Genomic DNA, 13791 nt, shown 5'->3' with positions numbered 1-13791 from the left:
ACGTCGGCGGGGCCGAACCGGTTTGGCAAACAGCCGCCTGGCAGCCACTCAACGGAGCCACGGAGGCTCTGGCGGGCTGGATCAGGCGGCTGCCGGGGCATGCGCGAACGGGCATGCCGGAAAAGACAAAGGCGGGAGTCGCTTAGTCGATCGGGGCGATCGGCGGATCAGAGCGCCTTCAGCGAACCCTTCGGCAGCACCGTGGTCACGGCGTTCTTCTGGACGGTGATTTCGGTGCCTTCCGCGATTTCCAGGCTGACGTACTGGTCGGTGACCTTGGTCACACGGCCCAGGATGCCGCCGGCGGTGACGACTTCGTCGTTCTTGGCCAGTGCTTCGAGCATTGCCTTCGATTCTTTCTGGCGCTTCATTTGGGGGCGGATCATGATGAACCACAGCACACCAAACATCAGGATGATGGGCAGGAAGCTCATCAGGCCGCCAGCCGCGCCGCCGGAACCGGCGGTCTGGGCAAATGCGTTAGAAATCAGCACGTTGATTCTCCGTCACAAAGTCAGTCAAGTAATCGATCATTCTACCATTCGCATCTTGCCCCCTTTGGCATTCTAGGGCGGAATGCGGGTTTCTTCGGGGTGCTTTCAGGGCGACTCGCGGCACGTGCCGGCGGGCAGTGCGCCGGGTAACGCAAGCCGTCCGCAGGCAACCCCGGTATTCGACCGGCGGCGGCGCGAAAGTTCGCGCCGCTGCATCGATTTCACTGCGTGCCGCGGGCGCGGTCGGACGCAAACTGGCGGCGGAAGTCGGCAAAGCGGTGCTGCTCGATCGACTCGCGCACCTCGCGCATCAACTGCAGGTAATAGTGCAGGTTGTGGATCGTGTTCAGCCGCGCGCCCAGGATCTCGCCGACCCGGTGCAGGTGGTGCAGGTAGGCGCGCGAGAAATTGCGGCAGGTGTAGCAGGCGCAGCTTTCGTCGAGCGGGCGCGGGTCGTTGCGGTGCACGGCGTTCTTGATCTTGACGTCGCCGAAGCGGGTAAACAGCCAGCCGTTGCGCGCGTTGCGGGTCGGCATCACGCAGTCGAACATGTCGACGCCGGCGGCGACGCCCGCGACCAGGTCCTCGGGCGTGCCCACGCCCATCAGGTAGTGCGGCTTGTTGGCCGGCAGGCGGGGCGCCACGTGCTCGAGCACGCGCATCATGTCTTCCTTGGGCTCGCCGACAGACAGGCCGCCGATGGCAAAGCCGTGGAAATCCAGCTCCGACAGGCCTGCCAGCGATTCGTCGCGCAGGTCCTCGTACATGCCGCCCTGGACAATGCCGAACAGCGCATTGGGATTGGCCAGCCGCTCGAATTCGTCGCGCGAGCGCTTGGCCCAGCGCAGGCTCATGCGCATCGACTTGGCCGCTTCCTCGTGCGTGGCGGGGCGGCCGTCGATCTCGTACGGCGTGCACTCGTCGAACTGCATCACGATGTCCGAGTTCAGCGTGCGCTGGATCTGCATCGAGATCTCGGGCGACAGGAAGAGCTTGTCGCCATTGACCGGCGACGCGAACGTGACGCCATCTTCAGTGATCTTGCGCAGATCGCCCAGTGAAAATACCTGGAAACCGCCGGAATCGGTCAGGATTGGCTTATCCCAGCCGATAAACTTGTGCAGGCCCTGATGGGCGTTGACCACTTCCAGGCCCGGGCGCAGCCAAAGGTGGAAGGTATTGCCCAGGATGATATGCGCGTCGATCTCTTTGAGTTCCAGCGGCGACATCGCCTTGACCGAGCCATACGTGCCCACCGGCATGAAGATCGGGGTCTCGACCACGCCGTGGTTCAGCGTGACGCGGCCGCGGCGGGCATTGCCGTCGGTGGTGAGGAGTTCGAAGTTGAGCATGGCTTGTGTCAGGGTTCAGGCCGCGGTATCTGCGGTATCTGCGGTATCGGCATCATTCCGGCGCGTCAGCAGCATCGCGTCGCCGTAGCTGAAGAAGCGGTAGCGCTGCTCGACCGCATGGCGGTAGGTGGCGCGGATGGCTTCCACGCCGGCCAGCGCCGACACCAGCATCAGCAGCGTCGACTTGGGCAGGTGGAAGTTGGTGATCAGGGCATCGACCAGCCGGAAACGGTAGCCCGGGGTGATGAAGATATCGGTGTCGCCGCTGCCGGCGGCCAGCGCGCCGTCAGGCTGCGCGGCCGATTCCAGTGCGCGCAGCGACGTGGTGCCGACCGCGATCACGCGGCCCCCGCGGGCGCGGGTCTCGCGCACGGCCTGGGCCAGTGCCTCGGAGACGGCGTACCACTCCGAGTGCATCTTGTGCTCGGCCAGGTTCTCGGTGCGCACCGGCTGGAAGGTGCCGGCACCCACGTGCAGCGTCAGGAAGGCGCGGCGAACGCCGGCGGCATCGAGGCGGGCGAATAGCGCGTCGTCGAAATGCAGGCCAGCGGTCGGCGCCGCCACGGCGCCCGGATTGCGCGCGTAGACAGTCTGGTAGCGGGTTTCGTCGTAGGCGTCGGGATCGTGCGTGATGTAAGGCGGCAGCGGCAGGCGGCCAAAGCGCTCGATCAGGTCGAGCGCCGGCTCGGGGAAGCGCAGCGTGAAGAACTGGTCCACGCGCGGCCCAACCGTCACCGCGAAGGCGTCGTCGGCCAGGTGCAGCGCGCTGCCCTCGGCGGGCGTCTTGGAGGCGCGTACCTGGGCCAGCACGGTATGCGCGTCCAGCACGCGCTCGACCAGCACCTCGACCTTGCCGCCGCTGGGCTTGTGGCCGAAGAAGCGTGCCTTGATCACGCGCGTGTCGTTGAAGACCAGCAGGTCTTCGGGGCGGAGGTAGTCGACGATGTCACTGAAGGCACGGTCGACCAGGCGCACCGCATCGGTGGTATCGGCGGGTGCGACCCGTTCCACCACCAGCAGCCGGCTGGCGCTGCGGTCAGGCAGCGCGCTCTGGGCGATCAGTTCTGGCGGCAGCGGAAAATCGAAATCGGAAAGCGTCAACATCGTGGAAACGGCGCGCGGGGCCTGCGACGGGTCGGAAAGCGAGGCACAAAGCGGCACTCGCCGCCCGTGGTGGCAGCCGGCATGGGTACAATCGGCGAATCCGATATTGTAAGGCCACGGGCGTGCTTGCCGCCGGGCCGGGCGTGATAACGGCTATTTGCCTGCGCTCCCGCCCCGTGCCAGCCGTCCGTTGCCACCAGTCTTCGCTGCCGATGCCCGGAACCGCCACCGAAACGACCGACCTGTCAGCCGATGCCGCCAAGGAGGCGAGCGCACCCGCGCGCGGCAAGGCCGGGGAGGGCAAGGGCAAGCCCGCGGCATCCGCCACCTCCTCCGCCACGTCATCCGCCACTTCCTCCGCGGCAGCCCGCCTCGCCAAGCTCGGCCTGCGCCGCCCGGTCGATCTGGTGCTGCACCTGCCGATGCGCTACGAGGACGAGACCACCCTGGCGCCGATTGCCGACGCGGTCCGCCGCGCGGGGCTCGGCCAGCCAGCGCAGGTGGAAGGCGAGGTCATCTCCAACGAAGTCACGTTCCGCCCGCGCCGCCAGCTGGTGGTCAAGATCGCCGACGAGTCCGGCGAGCTGACGCTGCGTTTCCTCAACTTCTACGGCAGCCAGACCAAGCAGATGGCCGAAGGCGTGCGGTTGCGCGTGCGCGGCGAGATCCGCGGCGGCTTCTTCGGCGCCGAGATGGTCCACCCGACGGTGCGCCCGGTGGTGGAGGGCGAAGCGCTGCCGGACCGGCTGACGCCGGTGTATCCGTCCACCGCCGGCATCGCGCAGGCCTACCTGCGCAAGGCGATCGGCGGCGCGCTGTCGCGCACGCCGATGCCCGAGACGCTGCCGCGGCCGGTGCTGCAGGGCCCGCTGGCGCGCCTGCAGCTGCGCCCGCTGGCCGACTGCCTGCGCCTGCTGCATGCGCCGCCTCCTGAAGAAAGCGAAGCAGCGCTGGCCGACCGTTCGCACCCGGCCTGGCAGCGCATCAAGTTCGACGAACTGCTGGCGCAGCAGATTTCGCTGCGGCGCGCGCACGCCGCGCGGCGCGAAAAGACCGCGCCGACCATGCCGCCCCGTGAAGGTGGCCTGCTGACGCGCTTCCTGGCGGCACTCCCGTTCCGCCTGACCGGTGCGCAGGAACGCGTGGTGGCCGAGATCGCCGCCGACATGGCACGCCCGCACCCGATGCACCGGCTGTTGCAGGGCGACGTGGGCAGCGGCAAGACCATCGTTGCCGCGCTGGCGGCGTGCCAGGCGATCGACGCCGGCTACCAGGCCGCGCTGATGGCGCCGACCGAAATCCTGGCCGAGCAGCACTTCCGCAAGCTGTCGGCGTGGCTGGAGCCGCTCGGCGTTCCGGTGGTCTGGCTGGCCGGCAGCCTGAAGGCGCGCGAGAAGCGCGAGGCCGCGGCGCGCGTGGAATCGGGCGAGGCGCAACTGGTGATCGGCACGCACGCGCTGATCCAGGACACGGTGCGCTTCGCCAGGCTCGGCCTGTCGGTGGTCGACGAACAGCACCGCTTTGGCGTGGCCCAGCGGCTGGCATTGCGCGGCAAGGCCGGCGCGTCCGATGTGCCGGCGCCCGACACCGTGCCGCACCAGCTGATGATGTCGGCCACGCCGATCCCGCGCACGCTTGCCATGACGTATTACGCGGACCTCGACGTATCCGTGATCGATGAACTGCCGCCGGGCCGCACGCCGATCGTCACGCGCCTCGTCAACGACGAGCGGCGCGACGAAGTGATCGCGCGCATCCATCACGCCGCTGCCGAGGGCCGTCAGGTCTACTGGGTTTGTCCGCTGATCGAGGAAAGCGAGGCATTGCAGCTGCAGACCGCGGTCGAGACCTATGAGACGCTGATCGCCGCGCTGCCCGACCTGCGCGTCGGGCTGGTACACGGCCGCCTGCCGCCGGCCGAGAAGGCCTCGGTGATGGATGACTTCAGCGCCAACCGCATGCAGGTGCTGGTCGCCACCACGGTGATCGAGGTGGGCGTAGACGTGCCCAATGCCTCGCTGATGGTGATCGAGCATGCCGAGCGCTTCGGCCTGGCGCAATTGCACCAGCTGCGCGGCCGGGTAGGGCGGGGCAGCGCCGAATCGGTGTGCCTGCTGATGTACCAGGCGCCGCTGTCGCCCACCGCGCGCGAGCGGCTGGCGACCATGCGCGAGACCACCGATGGTTTCGAGATCGCGCGCCGCGACCTGGAAATCCGCGGCCCGGGTGAATTCCTTGGCGCGCGCCAGTCAGGCGAAGCCATGTTGCGTTTTGCCGATCTTGAGACGGACGCATGGCTGGTCGAGTATGCACAGGAGGCGGCCGAGCTGATGCTGGCGCAGTTCCCCGAGGCGGTCGAAGCCCATCTGTCGCGCTGGCTGGGCGGGCGCGAGCACTACCTGAAGGCCTGACAGCGTTCCCCTGTGCGGCATCGTACGCATACCGCACGAATCGCAGGGGCGCTCTGACAGAACCGGCAATCGAAGGTAAAATCTATCGCCTACCCGGAATTGATAAGTCATGACGCTCACCGAACTCAAGTACATCGTCGCCGTGGCGCGCGAGCGCCATTTCGGCCGGGCCGCCGAAGCCTGCTTCGTGTCGCAGCCGACGCTGTCGGTCGCCATCAAGAAGCTGGAAGACGAACTCAACGTGCAGATCTTCGAGCGCGGCACCTCCGAGGTGTCGGTGACTAATATTGGCGAACAGATCGTGGCGCAGGCCCAGCGCGTGCTCGAACAGACCATGGCCATCCGCGAGATCGCCAAGCAGGGCAAGGACCCGCTGGCCGGGCCGCTGCGCGTGGGCGTGATCTACACCATCGGGCCGTACCTGCTGCCGTCGCTGGTCAAGCAGATGATCGGGACCGTGCCGCAGATGCCGCTGATGCTGCAGGAGAACTACACGCACAAGCTGATCGAACTGCTCAAGCAGGGCGAGATCGATTGCGCGGTGATGGCCGAGCCGTTCCCCGATTCCGGCCTGACCGTGCGCCCGCTCTACGACGAGCCCTTCGTGGTCGCCGTGCCGCGCGGCCACCAGCTCGCCGAAGCACGCTCGATCGACCCGGACGAGCTGAAGCGGCAGACCATGTTGCTGCTGGGCAGCGGCCACTGTTTCCGCGACCACGTGCTGGGCGTGTGCCCGGAGCTGTCGCGCTTCTCGCAGGCCGCAGACGGGATCCAGAAGACTTTCGAAGGCTCGTCGCTGGAAACCATTCGCCATATGGTGGCCAGCGGGGTTGGCATTACCGTGCTGCCGCGTACCTCGGTTCCCGACCTGAAGGCCAAGGGCGACATGCTTTCGTACGTGCCGTTTGCCGACCCGGTGCCCGACCGCCGCGTGGTGCTGGCCTGGCGCAAGAGCTTCACCCGCCTGCCGGCGATGGAAGCCCTGGCCACTGCCGTGGCCGCCTGCGACTTGCCCGGCGTGCGCAAGCTCGATGCCAAGGAGCTGGCCGAAGCCGCCTGAGTCACCACCAGACACAAAGACAAGGCCGCAGCGGGATTTCCGCTGCGGCCTTTGTTTTTTCCGCCGCTGCAATACGGCCTTTCAGGAACTTGTCCTCGGTTCGTCACTTCTAGCCGGCATAAGCTCGACAAAAGTCGAATAGATTTGACCTAATACATAGGTATAAATAATTAAATTCTCAATGTAATAGTTTATTTGTAGACTGGGTTTGGTCGATGCAAACTGCATCGAACCAGGCAAGGAGCCGATCATGAGCACCAGCGCCCAGTCCACGACAAGCAATAACAAAGCGCGCCCCTTTTCTGTCCGCATGAAGCGCTTCCTGCTCGATTGCCTTGCCTCCTATGCCGCCGCGAACTGACGCGGCGATCTCTTCCAGCCTACCCACAACAAGAGGAATAGATGAGCAAGAAGGACACTCTCACCACTGCAGCCGGCGCACCCGTTGCCGACAACCAGAACTCGCAGACCGCCGGCCCGCGCGGCCCGATGCTGTTGCAGGATGTCTGGTTCCTCGAAAAACTGGCCCACTTCGACCGTGAAGTCATTCCCGAGCGGCGCGTGCACGCCAAAGGCTCCGGCGCCTATGGCACGTTCCGCGTCACGCACGACATCACGAAATACACCAAGGCCTCGATCTTTGCCGAAGTCGGTAAGGAAACGCCGCTGTTCATCCGCTTCTCGACCGTCGCCGGCGAGCGCGGGGCGGCCGATGCCGAGCGCGACGTGCGCGGCTTCTCTGTCAAGTTCTATACCGATGAAGGCAACTGGGACGTGGTCGGCAACAACACGCCAGTGTTCTTCGTGCGCGATCCGCTCAAGTTCCCTGACTTTATCCATACGCAGAAGCGCAACCCGCGCACCAACCTGCGCGATCCGGTCGCGGTGTGGGATTTCTGGTCGCGCCATCCTGAATCGCTGCACCAGGTCACCATCCTGATGAGCGACCGCGGCCTGCCGCAGAACTATCGCCAGATCCATGGCTTTGGCTCGCATACGTATTCATTCATCAACGCCAATAACGAACGCTTCTACGTCAAGTTCCATTTCAAGTCGCAGCAGGGCATTGCCAACTGGACCAATGAAGAGGCGGCCAAGGTGGTGGCGAGCGACCGCGAGAGCGCGCAGCGCGACCTGTTCGGGAACATCGAGCAGGGCAACTTCCCGCGCTGGAACCTGCGCGTGCAGGTCATGCCGGAAGCGGATGCGGCCAGGTACCACATCCACCCGTTCGACCTGACCAAGGTCTGGCCGCACCAGGACTACCCGCTGATCGACGTGGGCGTGCTGGAACTGAACCGCAACCCGGACAATTATTTTGCCGAGGTCGAGCAGGTGGCGATGAATCCAGCCAATATCGTGCCGGGCATTGGCTTCTCGCCCGACAAGATGCTGCAGGGGCGCCTGTTCTCGTACGGCGACACGCAGCGCTACCGGCTGGGCATCAACCACCACCAGATCCCGGTGAACGCGCCGAAATGCCCGTTCCACAACACCTTCCACCGCGACGGCGCGATGCGCGTGGACGGCAACCAGGGCGGCAAGCTGAACTACGAGCCGAACCGCGAGAGCGCCTATGGCGCCAGCGAACGCGCGATCGAGCCGCCGCTGGCGCTCGACGGCGCGGCCGACCGCTGGGACCACCGCGTCGACACGGACTATTACAGCCAGCCCGGCGCGCTGTTCCGGCTGTTCGACGAAGGCCAGCGCCAGCGGTTGTTCGCCAATATCGCGGCGGCAATGCAGGGCGTGCCGGAAGAGATCGTGCGCAAGCAGATCGAGCACTTCACCAAGGCCGACCCGGCCTACGGCGAGGGCGTGAAGCGCGCGCTTGACCAGAAGTAACCAGTCTGGCGCGGCGGCCCGCGATAGCTGCCGCGCCCGGGAGAATCACCATGGCGATGATCCGGTTCTTTATCGACGAGTGGCGGCAACTGTGGCACGACGGGCATGACAAGCCCGAGCGCGCCGATGCCGCGCGGTTGCGCCACAAGCTGTGGCGCAAGGAAGTTGGCGTCGCCGTGATCCTGATCGGCGCTGCGGTGATGTTTGTCGAGATAGCCCGGGGTTTGGCCGGGATCGCCGGCTAATGCAATAATGCGGGTAACGCGCCGACCGGAGCATCAAAGACCGAAATTCCGGCGGCGCTCCTCGTGGCTTTACCAGAACGGAGCGTACCTACCATGGCAAAGAAGAATGAGATGAGCGTGAACATCGGTATTTCCGACAAGGACCGCAAGAAGATCGCGGAAGGCCTGTCCAAGCTGCTGGCAGACACCTACACCCTCTACCTCAAGACCCATAACTTCCACTGGAACGTGACGGGTCCCATGTTCAATACGCTGCATCTGATGTTCGAGACGCAGTACACCGAACTGGCGCTGGCCGTGGATTCGATCGCCGAGCGCATTCGCGCGCTGGGCTACCCGGCACCGGGCACGTACAAGGAATACGCCCGCCTGTCGTCGATCGCCGAAGAAGAGGGCGTGCCCGAGGCAACCGAGATGATCCGCAAGCTGGTCGAAGGCCAGGAAGCCGTGGTGCGCACCGCGCGCTCGCTCTTCCCTGTGATCGACGCCGCCGGCGACGAGCCGTCGGCCGACCTGCTGACCCAGCGCATGCAAACGCACGAGAAGACCGCGTGGATGCTGCGCGCGATGCTCGCCTGACGCCTCTGTGCGACTTCCGGCCGCTGCCACGCAGCGGCCGGCATTGCGCGCTGCAGCCATCCGGGCTGCGGCGCGTTTTCATTGAATCTTCCTTCCCGGATCCCCGCTGTGCAGTCCCTGTCGCCGTTGCCTCCCGCTCCCATGCTTGAACGCCTTTCCCTCTACGCGCGCCTGGTGCGCATCGACAAGCCGATCGGCACGCTGCTGCTGCTGTGGCCAACGCTGTGGGCAATGTGGATGGCTGCCGGCGGGCCGCCGTCGTGGGGGTTGTTCTGGATTTTCGTGGCGGGCACGTTCCTGATGCGGTCGGCCGGATGCGCGATCAATGACTGGGCGGATCGGGATTTTGACAAGCATGTGAAGCGGACCAGGGAACGGCCGCTGACCGCAGGCAAGATTGCTGCGTGGGAGGCATTGGCTGTTGCTGCCGTGCTGGCGCTGGTGGCGTTTGCGCTGGTGTTGCCGCTTAATGCCCTGACCAAGTGGCTAGCGGTTGTGGCGGCGGTGGTGGCGGGGACTTATCCGTTCTTCAAGCGGTTCTTTGCGATTCCGCAGGCTTATCTCGGGATTGCGTTTGGGTTTGGTATCCCGATGGCGTTTGCCGCGATCCAGGGCCAGGTGCCATTGGTGGCCTGGCTGATGCTGCTGGCCAATGTGTTCTGGGCGGTGGCCTATGACACGGCGTATGCGATGGTGGATCGGGATGATGATTTGCTGATCGGGATGAAGACTTCGGCGATTACGTTTGGGCGGTTTGACGTTGTCGCGATCATGATCTGCTATGCGGCGTTCTTGCTGCTGATGGCTTGGGCGGGGGTGCTGCTGGGGTTGGGATGGCCGTATTGGGTTGGGCTGGCTGCTGCGGGTGTTTGCGCGGGGTATCACTACACACTTATCCGGGGGCGGGATCGGATGAGGTGTTTTGCTGCCTTCCGGCATAACAATTGGTTGGGGGCGTGTGTGTTTATGGGGACGGCTTTGGCCTATGTGGTTGGGTGATTTTCTTTGGATGGCTGACGGCTCGTGCTGTTGGTGACATGCTGTCGGCCGTTGAGGCGCCTGGTTCCGCCCTGCTGGGCGGTTCGCTGTTGATGACATGCTGTCGGCCGTTGAACCGCCGGGTTCCGCCCTCCTGGGCGGGTCACTTTTTGGCCGAGCGCCAAAAAGTAACCAAAAAGCGCGTCGCCTGAGCGGCTGGCTATCAATTTGGCGGTGTGGGTGGTTCGGGCGGTGGTGATTTCCGTTTGGCTTGAGTGCCCGTTCGAACCTGCTAACGCCAGGTGATTCAGGGCCTGTGCCTGGCGTTAACCGGTTATTGAACGATCCCCATGCCGGGCGTAGGCCGCCTGCTGCATGCCATATCGGTGGGACGCCTTCGGCTGCGTTGCGCGCAGGTCCTAACGTGGCAGCGCGTCCGATCTTGCCCTGGCCATTGCCCCCACTCCTAGCGAGCGAAGCGATGCGGGTTCTTGCCCGGGCACCTCACCCGCGAGACTGAGCCGCGCGTAGCGCAGCCGTAGCGCAGGTAGCAGGCGGCCTACGTCCGTCTTGGGGATTGTTCAAAAGTGGGTATTCGTCAGGCACCCACACTCACTCACTTGGCGTAGCAGGTTGGAATCGCGACCGCGCCTCACTGAGACCAAAATCGCCAATATGACCGGAAGCGCCAAATTGGCTCAGCCAGCCGCAGGCGACGCGCTTTTTGGTTACTTTTTGGCGCTCGGCCAAAAAGTGACCCGCCCAGGAGGGCGGAACCAAGCGCTCCAACGGCCGACAGCATGTCATCAACAGCGCCCCCGCCCAGGAGGGCGGAACCAGGCGGTTCAACGTCCGACAGCATGTCACCAACAGCGCCCCGCCCAGCAGGGCGGAACCAGGCGGTCCAACGGCCGACAGCATGTCATCAACAGCGCCCCGCCCAGGAAGGCGGAACCAGGCGGTTCAACGGCCGACAGCATGTCATCAGCAGCGAAAGCCCCCGAGCACTAGTCCTTACCAAACTCCGCCCCCATCTCCGCCCCCCGAGCCGCGGCAGCATGCATCGCGCGCACGAAAGCATCAGCAATCCCAGCCGCCTCCATTGCCGTCAGCGCGGCATAAGTCGTGCCGCCCTTTGAAGTCACCCGTTCACGCAGCGTCGAAACCGCCTCCGAAGACTGCCCAGCCAGCGCCGCAGCACCGCGGAAAGTCTCAACCGCCAGCTCGCGCCCCTGCTCGGCGCTCAAGCCCAGCTCAGTCGCAGCCCGCTGCATCGCCTCGATGAAATAGAAGACATAAGCCGGCCCGCTGCCCGAAATAGCGGTGACGCCGTCGATCTGGGCATCATTCTCGACCCACACACACTTGCCGACCGCCTGCGCCACCGCGCTGGCGACATCCCGGTCACCCGACGACAACCCGGCCGGCGCCGCCAGCCCAGTCATCCCCATCCCCGCCAGCGCCGGCGTATTCGGCATTGCCCGCACCACCCGGCTGCGCCCGCCCAGCCAGCGCTGCATGTCCTGCAAGCGGATACCGGCCGCCACGCTGATCACCAGGTTGCCATCGCCGGCCGTCAGGTGGGGCAGCAGCTGCGCCGCGGCTTCGCGGAACTGCTGCGGCTTGACCGCCAGCACCAGCACATCACTGGCGCCGAACGCCGCGTCCGGCGCCCCCGCGGCATGGACGCCGAGATCTCGCGCCAGGCGCTGCTGCGCCTCAGGAAAAGGATCGACCACGCGAATCGAACCAGCGGGAACGCCGCGGGCGATCAGGCCGCCGATCAGCGCGGAGGCCATATTGCCGCCGCCGAGAAAGCCGAAGGTGAGGGTATCGAGCATGGGTGTCTCTGCAGTGTCTGGATTGATATTGGCGCCGGCTCAGCCGCGCGCACCGAAGATCGCGGTGCCGATGCGCACCATGGTGGCGCCCTCGGCGATGGCGGCTTCCATGTCGCCCGACATGCCCATCGACAGCGTGTCGAGGTCCAGCCCGTTTTCGCGCAGGGTGCCCAGCAGCGCGCGCATCGCGGCAAACGGCCGACGTTGCGCGGCGGGATCGTCTTCGGGTTCGGGAATCGCCATCAGGCCCCGTAGCCGCAGGCCGGGCAGCGCGGCCACAGCCTGCGCCAGTGCCGGCACTTCGGCCGGCGCCACGCCGCTCTTGCTGGCTTCGCCGCTGATATTGACCTGCAGGCAGACCTGCAGCGGCGCCATTCCGGCTGGGCGCTGCGCCGACAGCCGCTCGGCGATCTTGAGCCGGTCGATGGCATGCACCCAGTCGAAATGCTCCGCCACCAACCGGGTCTTGTTGCTTTGCAGCGGGCCGATGAAATGCCACTGCAACCGGCCGCGCAGTTCGGCCAGCGCGGCGATTTTCTCTACCCCTTCCTGGACGTAATTCTCGCCAAAGGCGAGCTGTCCGGCCTCGGCGGCGGCGCGTACGCGGTCGGCGGATACGGTCTTGGAAACGGCCAGCAGGGCGATGTCGCCGGGCTGCCTGCCAGCCTGTTGTGCCGCCGCCGCAATGCGCTGGTTCACGGCTTGCAAGTTGGCGGCAATCACAGACATAATCCGGCGAACATATAAAAGAAGTACTTAAAGTACTGATAACTATTTCAGGGTGGGGTCATTATAGATGGACATCGCGCAGCTATTGGCTTTCGCCGTCAAGAACAAGGCGTCCGATCTTCATCTGTCATCGGACATGCCGCCGATGGTCCGGATCCACGGCGACATGCGCCGGATCAATGTCGCGGCGATGGCGCACAAGGATGTCCACGCCATGGTGTACGACATCATGAGCGACACCCAGCGCAAGATCTACGAAGAACGGCTGGAGATCGACTTCTCGTTCGAGATCGCCGGCCTGTCGCGCTTCCGGGTCAATGCCTACAACACCCAGCGCGGCGCCGCCGCGGTGTTCCGTACCATTCCCTCCAAGGTCCTGACGCTGGAAGAGCTGCGCGCGCCGGCGGTGTTCGCCGACCTGTGCATGAAACCGCGCGGGCTGGTGCTGGTGACCGGGCCGACCGGCTCGGGCAAGTCAACCACGCTGGCGGCGATGGTCGACCATCGCAATGAAAACGACATGGGTCACATCCTGACGGTGGAAGACCCGATCGAATTCGTCCACAACTCCAAGAAGAGCCTGATCAACCAGCGCGAGCTGGGGCCGCACACGCATTCGTTCGCCAATGCGCTGCGCTCGGCGCTGCGCGAGGACCCGGACGTGATTCTTGTGGGCGAGTTGCGCGACCTGGAGACCATCCGCCTGGCGCTGACCGCGGCCGAGACCGGCCACCTGGTCTTCGGCACGCTGCACACCAGCTCGGCGGCCAAGACCATCGACCGCGTGGTCGACGTGTTCCCGCCGGAAGAGAAGGACATGGTGCGCACCATGCTGTCGGAATCGCTGGAAGCGGTGATCTCGCAGACACTGCTGAAGACCCGCGACGGCAACGGCCGCACTGCCGCGCACGAGATCATGATCGCCACGCCGGCGATCCGGCACCTGATCCGCGAGAACAAGATCGCGCAGATGTACTCGATGATGCAGACCAGCAGCGGGCTGGGCATGCAGACGCTGGACCAGTGCCTGTCGGACCTGATCAAGCGCAGCGCCATCAGCTACAACGACGCGCGCGCCATCGCGAAGAACCCCGACGCGTTCATGGGCTGAGGCCCCCGAGGCCCCTGACGCCCGCGCCTACGCCTTGCCTCC

The 13791-nt window shown here is 65.3% G+C and carries 12 protein-coding genes; 7 read left to right on the top strand and 5 right to left on the bottom strand.

Features of this window, described 5'->3' with window-relative positions; translation table 11 throughout:
- Positions 1–167: 167 nt before the first annotated feature.
- The 3 genes from yajC to queA form a co-directional block, all read right to left on the bottom strand.
- The gene (gene yajC / locus LPA45_RS14450; protein WP_116318096.1) at positions 168–494 is read right to left on the bottom strand and encodes a preprotein translocase subunit YajC; all 327 of its coding nucleotides are present in this window, start codon (positions 492–494) and stop codon (positions 168–170) included.
- A gap of 221 nt (positions 495–715) precedes the next feature.
- The gene (tgt, locus tag LPA45_RS14445) at positions 716–1846 is read right to left on the bottom strand and encodes a tRNA guanosine(34) transglycosylase Tgt (protein WP_116318095.1); all 1131 of its coding nucleotides are present in this window, start codon (positions 1844–1846) and stop codon (positions 716–718) included.
- 15 nt (positions 1847–1861) lie between these two features.
- Positions 1862–2950, bottom strand: coding sequence for a tRNA preQ1(34) S-adenosylmethionine ribosyltransferase-isomerase QueA (queA, locus tag LPA45_RS14440; RefSeq protein ID WP_317922950.1), 1089 nt, complete (start codon positions 2948–2950; stop codon positions 1862–1864).
- A gap of 212 nt (positions 2951–3162) precedes the next feature.
- On the opposite strand from queA, the gene recG reads away from it, so the two are divergent.
- From recG to ubiA, 6 genes are all read left to right on the top strand, one after another.
- Positions 3163–5361, top strand: a complete 2199-nt coding sequence (gene recG, locus LPA45_RS14435) for an ATP-dependent DNA helicase RecG (RefSeq protein ID WP_317922949.1) — start codon at positions 3163–3165, stop codon at positions 5359–5361.
- Positions 5362–5470: 109 nt separating this feature from the next.
- Entirely contained in the window at positions 5471–6421 is a 951-nt protein-coding gene (locus LPA45_RS14430) for a LysR substrate-binding domain-containing protein (RefSeq protein ID WP_116318092.1), read from the top strand.
- Between the two features lie 402 nt (positions 6422–6823).
- Positions 6824–8266: a catalase gene (locus LPA45_RS14425; RefSeq protein WP_317922948.1), complete on the top strand. Its 1443-nt coding sequence runs from the start codon at positions 6824–6826 to the stop codon at positions 8264–8266.
- Between the two features lie 50 nt (positions 8267–8316).
- Complete coding sequence (locus LPA45_RS14420) at positions 8317–8511, top strand: hypothetical protein (protein WP_116318090.1); 195 nt, start codon at positions 8317–8319, stop codon at positions 8509–8511.
- 93 nt (positions 8512–8604) lie between these two features.
- Positions 8605–9090, top strand: a complete 486-nt coding sequence (locus LPA45_RS14415) for a Dps family protein (RefSeq protein ID WP_010815054.1) — start codon at positions 8605–8607, stop codon at positions 9088–9090.
- A 141-nt stretch (positions 9091–9231) separates the two neighbouring features.
- Entirely contained in the window at positions 9232–10089 is an 858-nt protein-coding gene (gene ubiA, locus LPA45_RS14410; RefSeq protein WP_317922947.1) for a 4-hydroxybenzoate octaprenyltransferase, read from the top strand.
- A 986-nt stretch (positions 10090–11075) separates the two neighbouring features.
- Here the strand turns inward: ubiA and proC are convergent.
- Both proC and LPA45_RS14400 read right to left on the bottom strand, forming a co-directional pair.
- Complete coding sequence (proC, locus tag LPA45_RS14405) at positions 11076–11909, bottom strand: pyrroline-5-carboxylate reductase (RefSeq protein WP_116318088.1); 834 nt, start codon at positions 11907–11909, stop codon at positions 11076–11078.
- Between the two features lie 39 nt (positions 11910–11948).
- Entirely contained in the window at positions 11949–12638 is a 690-nt protein-coding gene (locus tag LPA45_RS14400; RefSeq protein ID WP_317920412.1) for a YggS family pyridoxal phosphate-dependent enzyme, read from the bottom strand.
- A gap of 67 nt (positions 12639–12705) precedes the next feature.
- Between LPA45_RS14400 and LPA45_RS14395 the strand changes: the two genes are divergently transcribed.
- The gene (locus LPA45_RS14395; RefSeq protein ID WP_116318086.1) at positions 12706–13749 is read left to right on the top strand and encodes a type IV pilus twitching motility protein PilT; all 1044 of its coding nucleotides are present in this window, start codon (positions 12706–12708) and stop codon (positions 13747–13749) included.
- Positions 13750–13791 lie beyond the last annotated feature (42 nt).

The organism is Cupriavidus sp. Agwp_2 (assembly GCF_040784895.1).
Taxonomy (GTDB): Bacteria; Pseudomonadota; Gammaproteobacteria; order Burkholderiales; family Burkholderiaceae; genus Cupriavidus.
Note: the sequence above shows the minus strand (reverse complement) of the source record. Positions and strands in the feature narration are given on the sequence as shown.

Coding starts and splice junctions, on each gene's coding strand:
- recG (WP_317922949.1), top strand. CDS start 3,163: ATGCCCGGAACCGCCACCGAAACGACCGACCTGTCAGCCGATGCCGCC.
- LPA45_RS14425 (WP_317922948.1), top strand. CDS start 6,824: ATGAGCAAGAAGGACACTCTCACCACTGCAGCCGGCGCACCCGTTGCC.
- LPA45_RS14415 (WP_010815054.1), top strand. CDS start 8,605: ATGGCAAAGAAGAATGAGATGAGCGTGAACATCGGTATTTCCGACAAG.
- proC (WP_116318088.1), bottom strand. CDS start 11,909: ATGCTCGATACCCTCACCTTCGGCTTTCTCGGCGGCGGCAATATGGCC.
- ubiA (WP_317922947.1), top strand. CDS start 9,232: ATGCTTGAACGCCTTTCCCTCTACGCGCGCCTGGTGCGCATCGACAAG.
- LPA45_RS14395 (WP_116318086.1), top strand. CDS start 12,706: ATGGACATCGCGCAGCTATTGGCTTTCGCCGTCAAGAACAAGGCGTCC.
- LPA45_RS14400 (WP_317920412.1), bottom strand. CDS start 12,638: ATGTCTGTGATTGCCGCCAACTTGCAAGCCGTGAACCAGCGCATTGCG.
- LPA45_RS14430 (WP_116318092.1), top strand. CDS start 5,471: ATGACGCTCACCGAACTCAAGTACATCGTCGCCGTGGCGCGCGAGCGC.
- LPA45_RS14420 (WP_116318090.1), top strand. CDS start 8,317: ATGGCGATGATCCGGTTCTTTATCGACGAGTGGCGGCAACTGTGGCAC.
- tgt (WP_116318095.1), bottom strand. CDS start 1,846: ATGCTCAACTTCGAACTCCTCACCACCGACGGCAATGCCCGCCGCGGC.
- queA (WP_317922950.1), bottom strand. CDS start 2,950: ATGTTGACGCTTTCCGATTTCGATTTTCCGCTGCCGCCAGAACTGATC.